The sequence below is a fragment of the Mesorhizobium sp. AR10 genome (assembly GCF_024746795.1).
Lineage (GTDB): Bacteria > Pseudomonadota > Alphaproteobacteria > Rhizobiales > Rhizobiaceae > Mesorhizobium.
Window position 1 is genome coordinate 177,961 of sequence record NZ_CP080523.1, and the last position, 15,744, is coordinate 193,704.

12 protein-coding genes and 3 pseudogenes are annotated in these 15,744 nt (G+C 62.0%); 9 read left to right on the forward strand and 6 right to left on the reverse strand.

Going from position 1 to position 15,744, the window contains the following annotated elements; genetic code table 11:
• The first annotated feature begins 7 nt into the window (after positions 1 to 7).
• From hypF to hypE, 4 genes are read left to right on the forward strand one after another with little or no spacing between them, the layout of a single operon-like run.
• Entirely contained in the window at positions 8 to 2,284 is a 2,277-nt protein-coding gene (hypF, locus tag LHFGNBLO_RS00850; RefSeq protein WP_258600307.1) for a carbamoyltransferase HypF, read from the forward strand.
• Positions 2,275 to 2,505 (forward strand): HypC/HybG/HupF family hydrogenase formation chaperone, encoded by a 231-nt coding sequence (locus tag LHFGNBLO_RS00855; protein WP_258600308.1) that lies wholly within the window; start codon positions 2,275 to 2,277, stop codon positions 2,503 to 2,505. Before hypF ends, LHFGNBLO_RS00855 begins: the two co-directional genes overlap by 10 nt.
• Entirely contained in the window at positions 2,502 to 3,665 is a 1,164-nt protein-coding gene (gene hypD / locus LHFGNBLO_RS00860) for a hydrogenase formation protein HypD (RefSeq protein ID WP_258600309.1), read from the forward strand. Before LHFGNBLO_RS00855 ends, hypD begins: the two co-directional genes overlap by 4 nt.
• Positions 3,656 to 4,708: a hydrogenase expression/formation protein HypE gene (gene hypE / locus LHFGNBLO_RS00865; protein WP_258600311.1), complete on the forward strand. Its 1,053-nt coding sequence runs from the start codon at positions 3,656 to 3,658 to the stop codon at positions 4,706 to 4,708. The genes hypD and hypE overlap by 10 nt, the downstream gene beginning before the upstream one ends.
• 16 nt (positions 4,709 to 4,724) lie before the next feature.
• Here the strand turns inward: hypE and LHFGNBLO_RS00870 are convergent, their stop codons facing one another.
• Positions 4,725 to 5,549, reverse strand: coding sequence for an IS5 family transposase (locus tag LHFGNBLO_RS00870; RefSeq protein ID WP_258600313.1), 825 nt, complete (start codon positions 5,547 to 5,549; stop codon positions 4,725 to 4,727).
• A 77-nt stretch (positions 5,550 to 5,626) separates the two neighbouring features.
• Here LHFGNBLO_RS00870 and LHFGNBLO_RS00875 point away from each other — a divergent pair, with 77 nt between their 5' ends.
• Entirely contained in the window at positions 5,627 to 6,265 is a 639-nt protein-coding gene (locus LHFGNBLO_RS00875; protein WP_258600314.1) for a formyltransferase family protein, read from the forward strand.
• Between the two features lie 1,155 nt (positions 6,266 to 7,420).
• Here the strand turns inward: LHFGNBLO_RS00875 and LHFGNBLO_RS00885 are convergent.
• From LHFGNBLO_RS00885 to LHFGNBLO_RS00895, 3 genes and pseudogenes are all read right to left on the reverse strand, one after another.
• Entirely contained in the window at positions 7,421 to 7,603 is a 183-nt protein-coding gene (locus LHFGNBLO_RS00885) for a hypothetical protein (RefSeq protein ID WP_258600316.1), read from the reverse strand.
• 427 nt (positions 7,604 to 8,030) lie between these two features.
• Positions 8,031 to 9,369, reverse strand: a pseudogene (locus tag LHFGNBLO_RS00890) (IS1380 family transposase).
• Between the two features lie 305 nt (positions 9,370 to 9,674).
• A pseudogene (locus LHFGNBLO_RS00895) lies at positions 9,675 to 10,037 on the reverse strand (transposase); the annotation flags it as partial.
• Between the two features lie 168 nt (positions 10,038 to 10,205).
• Here LHFGNBLO_RS00895 and LHFGNBLO_RS00900 point away from each other — a divergent pair.
• On the forward strand, positions 10,206 to 10,277 hold the full coding sequence (locus tag LHFGNBLO_RS00900) for a hypothetical protein (protein WP_258600510.1): 72 nt from the start codon (positions 10,206 to 10,208) through the stop codon (positions 10,275 to 10,277).
• 311 nt (positions 10,278 to 10,588) lie between these two features.
• Here the strand turns inward: LHFGNBLO_RS00900 and LHFGNBLO_RS00905 are convergent.
• Positions 10,589 to 10,824 (reverse strand): annotated as a pseudogene (locus tag LHFGNBLO_RS00905) (hypothetical protein); the annotation flags it as partial.
• A gap of 307 nt (positions 10,825 to 11,131) precedes the next feature.
• On the opposite strand from LHFGNBLO_RS00905, the gene LHFGNBLO_RS00910 reads away from it, so the two are divergent.
• Positions 11,132 to 12,538, forward strand: a complete 1,407-nt coding sequence (locus tag LHFGNBLO_RS00910) for a TolC family outer membrane protein (protein WP_413774622.1) — start codon at positions 11,132 to 11,134, stop codon at positions 12,536 to 12,538.
• A 99-nt stretch (positions 12,539 to 12,637) separates the two neighbouring features.
• Here LHFGNBLO_RS00910 and LHFGNBLO_RS00915 read toward each other — a convergent pair whose 3' ends face one another.
• Positions 12,638 to 13,462 (reverse strand): IS5 family transposase, encoded by an 825-nt coding sequence (locus LHFGNBLO_RS00915; RefSeq protein WP_258600313.1) that lies wholly within the window; start codon positions 13,460 to 13,462, stop codon positions 12,638 to 12,640.
• Positions 13,463 to 13,606: 144 nt separating this feature from the next.
• Here LHFGNBLO_RS00915 and LHFGNBLO_RS00920 point away from each other — a divergent pair, with 144 nt between their 5' ends.
• Together LHFGNBLO_RS00920 and LHFGNBLO_RS00925 are read left to right on the forward strand one after the other, a co-directional pair.
• Entirely contained in the window at positions 13,607 to 13,996 is a 390-nt protein-coding gene (locus LHFGNBLO_RS00920; RefSeq protein ID WP_258600318.1) for a hypothetical protein, read from the forward strand.
• A gap of 461 nt (positions 13,997 to 14,457) precedes the next feature.
• A complete protein-coding gene (locus tag LHFGNBLO_RS00925) occupies positions 14,458 to 15,432 on the forward strand; it encodes a hypothetical protein (protein WP_258600319.1) in 975 nt (324 codons plus the stop codon).
• Positions 15,433 to 15,744 lie beyond the last annotated feature (312 nt).

Sequence of the window (15,744 nt, forward strand, 5' to 3'; positions counted from 1 at the left end):
ATGAACCATGGCGAGGGCGCTCGCACGACCGATCGAAAACCCGATCCGGCGGCTCAGGCTCCAGGTGCGCGGCGCCGTGCAGGGCGTCGGGTTCCGGCCCTTCGCCTACAGGCTCGCGCGGACTATGCGGCTTTCCGGCTTCGTGCTGAACGACAGTGCCGGCGTGCTGATAGAGATCGAGGGTCCGGATGCGGGCCGCTTTCCCGACGCGATCCGGACCCAGGCGCCGCCGCTCGCCCGCATCGACTCGATCGACGTGCTCGAACTCTCGCCAGCCGGTGGCGAGCGGTTCGAAATCCTCGAGAGCCTTGGCGGCAAGAGCGCGACCCGGATCGGCGCGGATGCCGCGACCTGCGCCGAATGCCGGTGTGAGCTGACCGATCCCGCGAGCCGGTACTTCGGTTATCCCTTCGTCAACTGCACCCATTGCGGCCCGCGCTTCACCATCACTCGCGCGCTGCCCTATGACCGGACGCAGACCTCGATGGCATCGTTTCCGATGTGCCGGGCCTGTGCCTCGGACTATATCGATCCGGAGAACCGGCGCTTCCATTCCGAGCCGGTCGCCTGCCCCGATTGCGGCCCGAGTCTCAGCCATTCGATCGCGGAGATTGCGGCGCGGCTCGAAGGCGGCGCCATCGTCGCGCTCAAGGGCATAGGCGGTTTCCACCTGCTCTGCGACGCCCGCAACGATGCAGCGATCGATCTCCTCCGGCTGCGCAAGGCTCGTGACCAGAAGCCGTTTGCCGTCATGGTCGCCGGCATCGAGGCGGCGCGGCAGTTCGCACGACTGAGCGAAGCCGAAGAAGCCTTGCTGGCCTCGCCCGCGAGCCCGATCGTGGTGGTCGAGGCACGTGCCGGTGCGCTCTCCAACCTCATCGCGCCCGGCCTCGCGCGGATTGGGCTGATGCTCGCCTATGCTCCACTGCATCATGTGCTGCTCGACGAACTCGCCTGCCATTCGCCGCACCGACCTGCAGCGCTGGTCGCGACCAGCGCCAATCCCGGTGGTGAACCCCTTGTGGCCGACAACGCCGACGCCGAGCGCCGCCTTGCCGCGATTGCGGATCTGATCGTCACCCATGATCGCGACATCACCGTCCGCGCCGACGACTCCGTCATGCAGGTCATCGATGGCGCCCCGGCGTTCATCCGTCGCGCCCGCGGCTTCGTGCCCGAGCCCGTCGATCTCGGCGAGGATGGACCTGCGGTGATCGCCACCGGCGCCGACCTCAAGAACACTATCTGCGTCACACGTGGGCACGAGGCCTTTCTCTCGCAGCATATAGGCGGCCTCAACAATGCCGAGGCGATCCGTTTCCAGCGCGAGGCGATCACCCATCTCTGTTCGATCCTTGACGTGAAGCCGGAATTCGCGGTCTCGGACCTGCATCCGGATTTCCGTTCCGTGCGGATGGCAGAGAGCCTGGGCCTGCCGGTCGTGGCAGTCCAGCATCATGTCGCCCATGTCGCGGCCGTGGTGGCGGAGCATCGGCTTTCCGGCCCGGTTCTCGGGCTTGCGCTCGATGGCCACGGTTTCGGCACCGATGGCACGAGTTGGGGGGGCGAAATGCTCATCGCCGATGGGGGTCATTGGCGCCGAGCGGGATCGCTTACATCGCTGCCGCTGCCCGGTGGCGACCGCGCGGCGCGTGAGCCTTGGCGCATGGGGGTGGCAGCCCTGCAGGAGTCCGGATGCATAGATTTCGCGTCGCAGCTCTGGCCAGGTCATCGGGGTGTTGTGCAGCTCACGGCGATGTTCGAACGCGGTATGCAGCCGTCCCGGACAACCAGCCTCGGCAGGCTCTTCGATGCCGCCGCGGCGATAGCAGCCGTTCGTCTCGTCCAGAGCTATGAAGGGCAGGCGGCGATGGAGCTCGAGGCCCTGGTCCGGGCGCCGCGCTGTCTCTGCGACGGCTATGCAATCCGGGACGGGGTGCTCGATTTCCGGCCCCTTATCCTGCATCTTGCGCGGGAAGGACTGAGCGGCGCTGACGCGGCCGATGTCTTTCACGGTACGCTGATCGCGGGACTTGCGGAATGGGCCGCGAGGGAAGCGGCACCCCTCGGCATCCCGCAGGTCGCGCTCGGCGGCGGATGCTTGATGAATCGGGTCCTTGCGGCCGGACTTGCGCAAGCGCTTCGGGACCGCGGTCTCAAGCCTTATTTGCCACGTCTCGCGCCGGCCAATGACGGCGGCATCGCGCTCGGCCAGGCCGCCCATGCGCGGCAGGTCATCATGAACGAGAATGCATCAGCGCAGGAGAGCCGGACATGTGCTTAGCGATACCGGTCCAGGTCAAGGAAGTACTGCCCGACAACATGGCGAAGGTCACGCTCGACGGCGTCTCGAAGATCGTTTCGACCGCGCTGATCGACGATGTCCGGCCGGGCGACTATCTCCTCCTTCATGTCGGCTATGCGCTCGCGAAGATCGATCCGGAGGAGGCGGAAAGGACGCTCGCACTCATCCGAGAAGCTGCGGCCATGGGAGATGCGGCATGAAATATATCGACGAATATCGCGACGGCAGGCTCGCCAAGGCTATCGCCCGGCAGATCGCCGCTCTCGCCGATCCGGCGCGTTCCTATCACTTCATGGAGTTCTGCGGCGGCCATACGCATGCTATTTCCCGCTATGGTCTCGAGGACCTGCTGCCGGCCAATGTGCGGATGATCCACGGACCGGGCTGTCCCGTCTGCGTGCTGCCGATCGGCCGTATCGATGCGGCGATCGCGCTCGCCATGCGGCCGGAGATCACGCTCTGCACCTATGGCGACCTGATGCGCGTGCCGGGCTCGAACGGATCGAGCCTCTTGAAGGCCAAGGCGGCCGGCGCCGATATCCGCATGGTCTATTCCACGCTCGATGCGCTCAGGATCGCCGAGGCCGAGCTCGAACACGAAGTGGTGTTCTTTGCTATCGGCTTCGAGACCACGACGCCACCGACCGCGCTCGCGCTCAAGGCGGCGATAGCCAAGGGGCTCGGCAATTTCTCGATCTTCTGCAATCACGTGCTGACGCCGCCGGCGATCCAGAACATCCTGGAAAGCCCTGACGTTCGCAAGCTCGGCACGATCAAGATCGACGGTTTCGTCGGCCCTGCCCATGTCTCGACCGTCATCGGCACCGAACCTTACGAATTCTTCGCCGGGGAATTCCAGAAGCCGGTGGTGGTGGCGGGCTTCGAGCCGCTCGACGTCATCCAGGCGATCCTGATGCTGGTGCGCCAAGTCAACGACGGCATGCACGAGGTCGAGAACCAGTATATTCGCGCCGTGACTGCGCTCGGCAACGAAAAGGCCCAGGCGGAGGTAGCGAATTTCTTCGAGCTGCGCGAGAGCTTCGAATGGCGCGGTCTCGGCGAAGTGCCCTATGGCGCGTTGCGGCTCCGGCCGCAATATGTGGCCTACGACGCCGAAAAGCGTTTTTCAATGGTGACGCCCGCCGCGAAGGACAACCCGGCCTGCGAATGCGGCGCGATCCTGCGCGGCGTGAAGAGGCCGGCCGACTGCAAGCTGTTCGGCTCGGTCTGCACGCCCGATACACCGATGGGCTCCTGCATGGTGTCGTCGGAAGGCGCCTGCGCCGCGCACTGGACCTATGGCCGCTTCCGCGAGAAGGCGCGGCAGGTGGATGGGGGGAGGGCGGTCGCATGGACATGATGATCAAGGCCTACAGGCGCAAGCTCGATGTCGCCAACGGCCGTGTTGACCTCTCGCACGGGGCCGGCGGGCGCGCCATGGGCCAGTTGATCGAGGGCATTTTCCACAAGGCCTTCGACAATGACTGGCTGAGGGCCGGCAACGACCAGTCGGCCTTTTCGGTGCCTGGCGGGCGGATGGTGATGACCACGGACGGCTACGTCGTTTCGCCGCTTTTCTTCCCCGGCGGCAATATCGGCACCCTCGCCGTGCACGGCACGATCAACGACATCGCCATGGCGGGCGCGGTACCGCTCTATCTGTCGGCAAGCTTCATCATCGAGGAGGGTTTTCCGTTCGCCGATCTCGAGCGCATCGCCCAGAGCATGGGCGCCGCCTCACGCGAGGCCGGCGTGCCGATCATCACCGGCGACACCAAGGTCGTCGAGCGCGGCAAGGCCGACGGCGTCTTCATCTCGACCGCCGGCGTCGGCATGGTTCCGGACGGGCTCGATCTCCGGTCGGACGCCGCCCGGCCCGGCGATGCGGTGATCATTTCCGGCTCGATCGGAGACCATGGCGTCGCCGTGATGTCGAAACACGAGAACCTGGAATTCGACACCGACATCGCCTCCGACAGCGCGGCCCTGCATGGGTTGGTAGCAGACATGGTCGCGGCTGGCGGGGCGCATATCCGGCTAATGCGTGATCCGACCCGCGGCGGCATCGCCGCGACGCTGAACGAGATCGCCAGCCAGTCGCGGGTCGGCTTCCGCATCGACGAAGACAAGATCCCGCTCAAACCGGAAGTGGCTGCAGCCTGCGAGTTCCTCGGCCTCGATCCGCTCTATGTCGCCAATGAAGGGAAACTGGTAGCAGTCGTGGCGCCGGAGGGCGCTGACGCCGTGCTCGCGACGATGCGCGCCCATCCGCTTGGCAGTGAGGCGGCGCTGGTCGGCCACGTCGTGGCCGACGACAACTGCTTTGTCCAAATGACGACCTCGTTTGGCGGCGGCCGGATTGTCGACTGGCTGTCGGGCGAACAACTGCCCCGGATCTGCTAAGAGTCGGTTTGGAAAATCACGGATGGGCGTTTCTGCGTAGCATGATGCCGCCCATGGCGACGAGGATCATGGCCTGCGAGACATCGATGCGCTGCTCGTAATCGCGCACGAGGCGTCGCCACCGGATCATCCATCCGAACGTCCGTTCGACGACCCAGCGACGCGGTAGAACCTTGAAGCCTTTCTGGTCGTCGGAGCGGCGGATGATCTCGACGATGAAGTCGAGATAGCAGGCCTTATCCATCAGCTTGAGCCGGTCATAGGCCCCGTCGGCGAAGAGATGCTTGACCCACGGCCAGCGTTTGCGGATGCCGTCGAGTATCGCCTGCGCACCCGCGCTGTCGGAGATGTCAGCGGTGGTCAGGTTGACCATCAGGAGCCGTCCGTCCGTATCGACCGCAATATGGCGCTTGCGCCCGACGATCTTCTTACCCGCGTCGTAGCCTCGTGCTTTTGCATGGGGTGCCTTGATCGACTGACTATCAATCACACCAGCGCTGGGTGAAGGTTCGCGACCCTGCCGCTCGCGGTCGAGCATCAGTTCCACGTCGTGGATCGTCTGAAAAAGGAAGCGCCGTGCCAACTCGCGGAACCAGCTATAGACCTTCTGCCACGGCCCAAAATGAATGGGCAACATCCGCCACCTACAGCCTGAGCGCACCAGATAGCGCACCGCGTTGATTACCTCCCGAAAATCCACCTCGCGGGGACGCCCACGCCGACCAGGAACCGGCATCAGTGGCGCGATCCGCTCCCATTCCTCATCTGTCAGATCACACGGATAACGCTTCGTCTTACGCGCGATCTTGGCAACACGGCCACGGCTCTGTTCGGTCCACATCCACGCTCTGAACCAGACTTCATGCGCAAACGAAACCCCTCAAATCCGATTTTCCAAACAGCCTCTAAGAGAGGGTGATGCGCATCCTGCTTCTCTGCCACAATTTCAACTGGCTCTCCCAGCGCCTGCATGTCGACCTGAGACGGGCTGGTCACGAAGTGACGGTCGAGCTTGACATCCATGACGACTTCACTCGCGAGGCGGTCGCTCTCTTTTCGCCGGACCTCGTGATCGCGCCCTTCCTCAGGCGGCCGATCCCGGCCGATGTCTGGCGCGGAACGCTGTGCCTGATCGTCCATCCGGGCATCCGTGGCGACCGCGGCGGCCCGAGCGCCCTCGACTCGGCGATCCTCGACGGCGAAGCGACCTGGGGCGTCACACTGATCGAGGCCCGGAAGGAGATGGATGCGGGGCCTGTCTGGGCTTGGGCGGAATTTCCGATGCGCCCCGCTCGGAAGTCGAGCCTCTACCGACATGAAGTGACCCAGGCTGCCGTAGCCTGCGTCTTCGAAGCGATTGGCCGCATCGAGCGCAGGGAAGGGGCGGCGCTGCCGGCGAACTGGGGCAGGGTGCGAGCGACCCGCCTGCCGGAGGTCCGACCGTATCCTCGACCCGACCCGACACTCGGCCGAGGAAGCGCTACGCATCATCCGGGCGTCGGACGGAGATCCCGGCGCTACGATGACGATCGCCGGACAGACTTTCCTGGTGTTTGACGCCGAGCGTGCGGAAGGAGTTCCGGGGCCTGCCGGCGCGCTGATCGGCCGTTCGCGGCACGCTCTAGCCATGGCTTCCGTGAGGGGGCGCTGTGGATTGGCCATCTCCGGCGACCGGATTCCCGCTCGCTGAAACTGCCGGCGCTCCGGCTGCTCGGTGCCGAAGCAAGATGGAGTATTCGGCTTGAGCCCCATAGTTGGAGGATGCAGGAGGTGCTGGGCTTCGAGCTGATGATAGAACGTGGTCTGCGTGGAGCAGCCACAAAGCATCAGAAAGGAAGCGCAGCATGAAATATTATGCCGGATTGGACGCCTCAGTGAAAGAGACGTCGATATGCATCGTGGACGAAAACGGGCGCAAAGCGGAAGGGTTCAGGGCTTTCGCTATAGCGGTAGCGCATGGACTGCCGGTGCTGTCATTGCGCCGAATTTGGACTGTAGACGACGGGGAATTGACGGGGCCTCTCTGGGAAATAGTCTACCGCGAAAAAGCCCCGCCGGAATCAGCCTAGAGTTTCTTGCACGTATCACATTTTGGATGACCGCCTGTGCCTGACACACGGTTGTAAGATTCGATATTATTTCCTTCAGTGCACTTGTCATTGTCGTGGTGGACCTTTGTTCCAACACGCTTGGAATGAAAAGGATTCACTTTGGCCATTTTAGACTCCGAATCGGTTGTTTTCGTACGATCTGATATTTATCAGAAAGGGCCTGTGGAGTCCTTTTAGATTCGAGCCTCAGTATTCCATTTTAGAGTATTGCGACGACAAACAAAGTGTGCACTGCAACATTTTGCTCCTCTTGCATCGAGCCAAAACGATCGCTAAAGATTTTTGGTCTTAAGCGGGCGGATATTGCATGGTTTTTTGTCGTCTAGGCGTGGTCGCTCTTGGTGTGGCATCATTCGTCGGCTGCGCTCATGCTCAGGAAGCCTGCGACCCCAACTACTCGGGCAGTTGTGTTCCAATAGCCAGCGACGTCGATTGTTCTTCTGGCAGTGGCAATGGCCCCGCATATGCACACGGGCCGGTCACTGTCGTAGGCACGGATATCTATGATCTCGACCGCGACCATGACGGGGTAGGCTGCGAAAACGGCTAGAGCCAACGCTACCCAGCCGCAGGGGAATGGCGGCTACGGAGTTGGCGCAAACTAGCCTTTCCCAGCTTCGCGTTTCCGGCGCACCAATTCTTTTATCTGCTCATTGGTGAGTTTCGGAGCGTGGGCGATTTTATTCAACACAGCCTCAAAGGCGGCGTCGGACTGATCGGTTTTCAGTTCGCGAGCGGCTTCGCGGAACTTGTCGATTTGCGGCTTGTCCACTGGCTTAGCCATAGGAATATAGACTCCGATTCGTGCGTATGCTCAACGAACGGGCGGGGATCACTCCCCGCCCAAACTCTATCTTATGAGGCGCGGTTGGGAATAGCCCGCCGCGCGCGGTAAGTGGAGCATGGGTAGCTCCAGTCTCCCGGCAACTGTCCAGTGCCGGGTCTGGCCCCGTCCAGCGGAAGTTCAGCCATTCAGAAGACCATCTGACTGGCTCTCGTTTGACGAACCTGGCAGTTCGTCGGTGACGCAAACCTCCTAGCCGCCTAGATGCACGGCGATCGGCTTTCGGCAGCCTGCATCGGCGATCTGGCCGCCCTCGGGGTGCATTTTGACAAGCCTCCTCGGGCGCCGGCGATGATCCGTCGTGATGGCAGGCGGGGTTTGCAGGTTGCGGTCGGCGGGTTCGTTTCGGGGCGCCTGCGCCCCATCGTTATGTCGCGAGTTGGGGGATGCGATCGAGGACGATGCGCAGAATACGCTGGTCGGGGCAGGATGTCGGCAGGTGCAGGCGGATCTGCGTTTTCATCTCGACCACCCGCGCGGCGATCTTGATGAGGCGCAATCGCAGCGTGTCGAATTGGGCGACGGCAAAGCTCGAGCGTTTGGGCATCGCAGCGCGCAGGCCCCACATCAGCCAATAGGCGCCGGCATGCAGGAACAGCCGGAACTGGTTGGCCGTCGCTCTTGTGCAGGATGTGCGGTCGGCGGCAAGATGCGTCTTCCAGGACTTGATGTGGTTCTCGGCCGCGCCGCGCCGGCAGTAGAGGTCCTCGTAGAGCGCCTTGGCCTTGCCACTGGCCAGATTGGTGACGATGAAGCGGGTGTCGGCTCCTTTGGCGCCGACCTCGACCCGCGCGATGATGCGCTCCACGCGGCTCCAACTGGCGGCGCCGTCAAAGAACTCCTTGAAGCGGCGGACCTTGTTCGATTTCGCCGACGCCTCAAAACGCGCCAGCGTGGTGGCTTCCAGATGCGCGACATGCTCGCGCAGCGTCGTGGTGGGCACCACGCCGAGGATGAAGTCTACCCCGTTGGCGCGGCACCAGTCGATGACCTGCGGACCGCAGTAGTGGCTGTCGGCCCGGATCAGGATCCGTGTGTTCGGCCAATTGCTCCGGATCGCCCGCACGAGGCGGCGCAGGTGGGGGCAGATCTCAGCCCCGCTCGGCCGCCTGGCCGGTCGCAGGATCGCGCTGACGAACCGGCCCGCACCGTCGAACACTACGATCGGCTGGAAGCCGTATTGTCGTAATGCGCGTTGAACAGGCGAAGCTGTTGGCCTCCGTGCACAGCGTCAAACGTGTCGTCGATGTCGAGCACGATCCGCTTCGGCACCTGCCGGAAGGAGGCGCAATAGAGATCGACCATCGCCCGCCCCATGGCGACCAGCTCCCGCACGCCGGGCAGGTTCTCCAGCCGGCACAGCGTCGATTGTGAGGCCAGATCCCGACCCGACGGCAGTGCATCCTGGGCCATCTTGAAGACCGGATCGGAGCGCAGCCGGTTGGCGTCATTGCCATCCTCATAGCTGGCGGCGATCATCTTCATGCGAAAGCCGATCATGTCCGCCAGGCTGTGGACGACCTGGTCCGGGCAGCGCGGATCATCGATGCAACGCGCCAGACGGTCGGCCACCGCAGTCGTTTTTCCACCTCCGCCAGAGCCAGAACGCCGCTGTTGGACGACAGCATGCCGCCGTCAAAACGGGCGACGACGGACTTGCCGCCGACAGATGACAAACCGCTCAGCGGCGGGGTAAGATCATTCATGGCGGGTGTGGTCTCCGGGAAATCATTCGGATCGGCTTTAGCAACCAAATCCTACGTCATTTCAACGGCTTGCACCACATCCGCCAACCCACCCTGAATTTTTCGGGCTAGGAGGGACTCTGTACGTCTAGATGCGATTCGTTCGCATCTCTCAGCCGTAAGGCTGGGTGGCGGTAAGTGAACTCCAAAACGAAAAGGGTTGGCCTCTCGGTCAGCCCTTTTTGTTTGGAGGCCATCTAGGCCTCGTATACCGCCAGACCGGGAACTCTAACTGCGCCGCCTTGCGGAAGTGCGTTCGCTTCTCGTCAAGCAGGTCTTTGATACCGGAGGCGCTTACCGGCAGCGCCCTTCAAAGCGATGAAAGCGCGGGGGCCGTCATCGACGCCAAGGGCAATGCGGTTGCTATAGCGAAAGTCGAATTCGGCGAGGTAGCGGTGCAGGTCGTGTTCGCCGCAATGCTGGTAGATGCCTTTCATGCCACGCTTGAAAATCGAATAGTAGCCTTCGACCGTGTTCGTATGCACGTTGCCGCGAACGTATTCGTCCTTGGAGTGCGTGACGAAATCGTGCGAGGCGAAATCCTGGCTGGCGCGGCGATAGATACCGCTCTCGTCGGTCATGAGCGCGCTTTCGATCGGCATGACGTTGCCCTTGCGGGCGGTATCGACGCGCTCGACAAGCGTCCTGCAGCTCTGCCTTTCCTGCTTCCCTTTGCCTGATGGTCCATGATCTCTGTACCGTCGACGCGTCAACATCACGCCCCATCGCGATTTAGCTCTTCGCACGTGCACAAAAATGTGCCAAAGGCGTAACGCTCACCGCGAGAGTTCGAATGCCTGAAATGGACGGCGCGCGGCAAGTCGCCTTGGGGCGTCAGCCAGATCCTCGGCGTCTCAAAGCGCACCTGACCTTCCATCTGAAAACGCCAAAGCAAAGCTCGGCGTGGGAACGGTCAACCAGGCCGTCGCACGGCTCGCTGCCTCCGGTCAGGCGAGTTCTGATCCCTTCCACCGCGATAGCTGTAAACGTCTACAGGATGCATCACCAGCGGCTTTGTCCTTCGATGGCGGAAACACATCCCGCACGGAGGCGACCAGATGGTGAATTGGGCTCACGAAGGGCAGCAAAGCGTGAACTTACGCCGAAGCGTCCCGCACCTGGCTGATCGCCAGCAGAAGCTCGCAGATTCTTGGCGGCGGCACTTAGTGCAAGGCCAAGGCTAAGCGCTGCCGGCTCCGATGCGCCACACCGGGATACCGACCTTGCGCGCCTTGTCGGCAAGATTGGCCCGATTCCAGCCGGGGAAGACCGCGACACCGGTCGGCAAGACCTGCGGCGTATCGTCGTTGCGCATGAACCGTGCGGCGTTGCCGTGCTTTGTCCCGTCCCGCTTGAAGGCATTTGCGGCATCTTGCGAAAATCGGCCCAGCGGGCGGCAATGCGCTCGGCGATTTTGGCGACCTTGGTTCTCGAACCAGTCCCGCCGTCGGAGGCGAATAACGGTCTCCCGAATGGTGAACTTTATTGCGATCGCCGATCCGCTGTACCGCCATGCCTCCAGCTTGCGGTTGGTTCCGTTGATATCCATCATGTAGATGGGTTTCCATCAAAACAATCGATTTTACGCAGAATGACCGGAATGAAAAGGGTCGCTCGGGTGGCTCTCTCTATGCGCAAACATAGAGCCTGAAGGGCCCCGAGACGTCGTGTCGGCTGGTTAATCGCGACCGCCGATGCGGCGCAGTTGCCATGACGAAATAAAATGAGGGATATGTTTGTGCCGACTGTACGCAACAGCATTTTTGCCGTTATTTTTTGCTCTGCTAGCATCCTACCGCCGTTAACGGCGTCGGCAGAGACTATCTTCGGAACCCTATCTAAGGCCTATCAGAACAATTCTTCGCTGAATTCGACCCGCGCCGGCACACGCGTCACGGACGAGGGCGTGGCCGTCGCCAAGTCGGGCTGGCGTCCGACCATCACCGGCTCCGCGGACATCGAGTATTCCAGCAGCCACCTCAACGGCTCGAACCGGAGCGTGCGCCTAACCCAAGGCAACTTCGGCGTCGAAATCGATCAGACCCTGTTCGACGGTTTTCAGACCAGGAACAATGTCGCTGCTGCCGAAGCGCAGGTCGGCGCTTCGGTCGAGAGCTTACGCAACGCCGAACAAGACACCCTTTTCAACGCGGCTCAGGCCTATATGAACGTAATTCGCGACCGGCAAGTTGCCGTGCTGACGGAGCAGAACCTGCAGTTCCTGACCGAACAGGCGCGTGCTGCGCGTTCGAGCTTCGAGGTTGGGGAAGGCACGCGCACCGACGTCGCGCAGGCCGATGCCCAGCGCGCCAACGCAGTGGCGAAGTTGAGTGCCGTCCGCGCGCGGGCGCTGGCAAGTGCGGCAACCTATCGTCAGATCGTCGGGGACGAGCCGGGGAAGCTCAGGCCGGCGGCGCCGGTGGCAAAATTGCTGCCGTCGAGCCTCGATGCGGCAATCGCGATCACATCAGCCGAGCATCCGGCCATCCTCGCCACCCAGCTTCTGGTTGACGCGGCGGCGTTTTCAGTGAAATCGGCCGAAGGCGCGCTGCTGCCCCAGCTTTCCGCAAGCGCCGGCGTCTCGAGCGCTTATCGCAACACCGTGCCCGGTGTGATCACCTCGGGAACGGAAGGCACAACCAATTCGGCCAGCATCGGGGCGACGCTAACCGTCCCCATTTATTCTGGTGGCCGCACTTCAGCACTGGTGCGCCAGTCCAAGGAATCGCTCAGCCAGGCTAGGATCAAGGTCGACGTCAGCCGCGACCAGGTGCGCCAAGCCGTGATCGCGGCATGGACCGCTTATACCGCCGCTCAGCAGAGCGTCGCGGCCAACCGGCAGGCGATCGCAGCCGCGCAGCTTGCCTTGAACGGCGTCATCGAGGAGCGCAATGTCGGCCAGCGCACTACGCTCGACGTGTTGAACGCCCAGAACGACCTCATCACCGGCAAGATCGATCTTGCCAGCGCCGAGCACGATGTGGTGGTAGCGAGCTATGCCATCCTACAGGCGACCGGGCGTCTGTCGGTCGAGCGCCTTGGCCTGAACGTGACAAAGTACAAGCCTGAAGACCATTACAACGCGGTCAAGGACAAGTGGATCGGCCTGCGCACGCCGGACGGTCGCTAGCCGATCAACGCACGCCCTGTCTAGTAAGCACCACTTGCGCCAAACGCGGAAGTTCATTGGTCTCCAACAAAATCTGCTCCTTAGAGTCGGTTTGGAAAATCACGGATGGGCGTTTCTGCGTAGCATGATGCCGCCCATGGCGACGAGGATCATGGCCTGCGAGACATCGATGCGCTGCTCGTAATCGCGCACGAGGCGTCGCCACCGGATCATCCATCCGAACGTCCGTTCGACGACCCAGCGACGCGGTAGAACCTTGAAGCCTTTCTGGTCGTCGGAGCGGCGGATGATCTCGACGATGAAGTCGAGATAGCAGGCCTTATCCATCAGCTTGAGCCGGTCATAGGCCCCGTCGGCGAAGAGATGCTTGACCCACGGCCAGCGTTTGCGGATGCCGTCGAGTATCGCCTGCGCACCCGCGCTGTCGGAGATGTCAGCGGTGGTCAGGTTGACCATCAGGAGCCGTCCGTCCGTATCGACCGCAATATGGCGCTTGCGCCCGACGATCTTCTTACCCGCGTCGTAGCCTCGTGCTTTTGCATGGGGTGCCTTGATCGACTGACTATCAATCACACCAGCGCTGGGTGAAGGTTCGCGACCCTGCCGCTCGCGGTCGAGCATCAGTTCCACGTCGTGGATCGTCTGAAAAAGGAAGCGCCGTGCCAACTCGCGGAACCAGCTATAGACCTTCTGCCACGGCCCAAAATGAATGGGCAACATCCGCCACCTACAGCCTGAGCGCACCAGATAGCGCACCGCGTTGATTACCTCCCGAAAATCCACCTCGCGGGGACGCCCACGCCGACCAGGAACCGGCATCAGTGGCGCGATCCGCTCCCATTCCTCATCTGTCAGATCACACGGATAACGCTTCGTCTTACGCGCGATCTTGGCAACACGGCCACGGCTCTGTTCGGTCCACATCCACGCTCTGAACCAGACTTCATGCGCAAACGAAACCCCTCAAATCCGATTTTCCAAACAGCCTCTTAGGCGAAGAAAGCACGAGATACCTCAATCTCTTAAAGGCCTGCGATCAGCTCTCACACGGCGGTGAGACTCGTTCACTTGAACATGATCCTCAAGGAAGACACCGCGCACAGGCCGCGTCCTAGCGTTGAGATCGCTTCCTCCTTTTTCGCGGACGCGTCACAATCGGACGCCACGTCGGCAAGGTTCTTTTGGGATCCGCGCGACTGCGCCCGTATTCTACGAGCGGCCGCGGAACCGGTTGGGCTCGACCACGATTTTGAACCGCTTGATCTTTCTCCGCTCTCATGTGGCAGGGACATCCTGCTGACACCTGCCGGCGTGCAGCTCGTGCTGCTGAGGGAGGACTGTCGGAGTCTGCAGATCGCCGTTTCCGGTGCCTCCGTTCTCCGCCCGTTGCGGCTATATGTCGACGCAATCGTGCCGCCGCGGCACCTGAAGTTCCATGTCGCTGCCCGTAGTTTCTGAATGACATCAATGGTTGCGGCCGCCTGGCAGCTGCTTGCCTTCCGCCGGAATTCCGCAGAGGGCGTCTGCGTATCCTGCTCCAGGCTTTGGATGGTTCGCTGCCGGAGCATCCCAGGAGATCGCCATTGCCCTGTTCGGGAGACGGCGAGTCGAAGAAGATTGGTCTCATCCGGGCAGCCATCTTCGCGATCAGGGTGCGTCGCGCCGTCCAACGTGGCCGCTACCTGATGGGCGGGGGCTACAGACAGTTCCTGGTGTAATTGTGGTGACAGCCTAGTATTTGGCTTATTCCAAAACACGCAGGGATCTGTCCGCATCCGCCCATGACGGGCTTATTGTGCATTGCACAAAACCTGACGCGCGGTTAGTCTTTCCACTGCGGGAATTGGGTTTGGGTAATACGGACGAAGCACTGAGAACCAAGGCTTCGTTGATAGTGCATTCATACCCCGAGGACCCTGATGACCGATACGCACCCCGACAAAGCCGGCGCTGCAAGCCTTGAGGCGATCGCGCGAAACGGCAGCATGCTCCATCGCATCGCTGTGCGTATCCCGACCTATCTCTCGGATTTTCGAGAGAACCCGGCGTGGCTGCCGATGTTCATGCTCGCCCGCACCATGCCGGCACGGAAAATGCACTGGCGTGGTGCAAAGCCTGTTCGAGTGTCGCAGAAAGCCCAGGACACGATGTTTGCTGGCGTCAATCGCCAGGATGTTGTCGACGCTCTGCGGTCGGATGGGCTTTTTTCCGGTCTCGTCTTGCCAACAATGGTCTCTGAAGATGTAGCCGCATTCGCCAGGTGCACACCTTGCTTCGGCAATTTCGACCGCCGCCTCGAATTCATGCCGACGGAGCATGGGGAGGCTGAGGTCCGGTTTGGCCGTCCGTTGCTCAGCGGCCACTATTTCGAGCGCATTCTGGGCTGCAAGGCGGCACTCGCCATCCAGAACGATCCGCTGCTCATGGATATCGCCGCGCACTATCTCGGCGGCCAGGCGAAGTTGATCACCACGCGTGTCTGGTGGAGTTTCCCGACCGGCCAAGCCTCCGACGCCGACAAGAACCTGGCTTCGCTTGGCAAATACCACTTCGACCTCGACGACTGGCGGATGCTGAAGTTCTTCTTCTACCTGATGCCCGTCGACGAGGGCACCGGCCCCCATGTCTATGTCCGAGGCAGTCATAACCGCCGCGCCCTGAAGCACCAGCTTACGCTTCTCGTCGGCCATCCCGCGCAAGAGGTTCTGGATGTCTACGGGGAGCAGAGCCCGGTCACGCTGACCGGGGAGGCCGGTCTCGGTTTCGTCGAGGATCCTTTCGGCTTCCATATGGGCACCGTGCCGGCCCGCAGGCCACGGCTGATGATGGAAGTCGGCTTCGGCGTTTCTCCTCCATCGCGCCGCCGCTTCCATGGCGAGCCTGTGATCCGCTGATTTCGAAAAGTCACGAAAAGAATATGGCTATGGCGCCATTCCAGTCTGCTCGGCGCCGAAGCGGTTGTCTGCACATCCGTTGGATGTGGCTGGCGCTATGGGTCTCGCCATGGCGCTAGCCAGCGCATGTTCGAATCGAGGTGCGATGGCGCCGATTTCCGCGGACCGGCTGAGCTGCCAAATTTGAATGAATCGATCTCAACCGGGCGTCGATGCGCGACGACGACCCTAAACCGAGCTCGGAAGGATGCATGCGACCGGCTCCTCTCGCGCCAAAATATCCGCATCAGGTCTTGCCAACGGCCGATCTCG

Bases quoted from the DNA above. Each gene is read 5' to 3' on its own strand.
- hypE (WP_258600311.1), top strand. From the start codon at position 3,656: ATGGACATGATGATCAAGGCCTACAGGCGCAAGCTCGATGTCGCCAAC.
- LHFGNBLO_RS00855 (WP_258600308.1), top strand. From the start codon at position 2,275: ATGTGCTTAGCGATACCGGTCCAGGTCAAGGAAGTACTGCCCGACAAC.
- LHFGNBLO_RS00885 (WP_258600316.1), bottom strand. From the start codon at position 7,603: ATGGCTAAGCCAGTGGACAAGCCGCAAATCGACAAGTTCCGCGAAGCC.
- LHFGNBLO_RS00915 (WP_258600313.1), bottom strand. From the start codon at position 13,462: ATGTGGACCGAACAGAGCCGTGGCCGTGTTGCCAAGATCGCGCGTAAG.
- LHFGNBLO_RS00910 (WP_413774622.1), top strand. From the start codon at position 11,132: ATGAGGGATATGTTTGTGCCGACTGTACGCAACAGCATTTTTGCCGTT.
- hypF (WP_258600307.1), top strand. From the start codon at position 8: ATGGCGAGGGCGCTCGCACGACCGATCGAAAACCCGATCCGGCGGCTC.
- LHFGNBLO_RS00925 (WP_258600319.1), top strand. From the start codon at position 14,458: ATGACCGATACGCACCCCGACAAAGCCGGCGCTGCAAGCCTTGAGGCG.
- LHFGNBLO_RS00875 (WP_258600314.1), top strand. From the start codon at position 5,627: ATGCGCATCCTGCTTCTCTGCCACAATTTCAACTGGCTCTCCCAGCGC.
- hypD (WP_258600309.1), top strand. From the start codon at position 2,502: ATGAAATATATCGACGAATATCGCGACGGCAGGCTCGCCAAGGCTATC.
- LHFGNBLO_RS00870 (WP_258600313.1), bottom strand. From the start codon at position 5,549: ATGTGGACCGAACAGAGCCGTGGCCGTGTTGCCAAGATCGCGCGTAAG.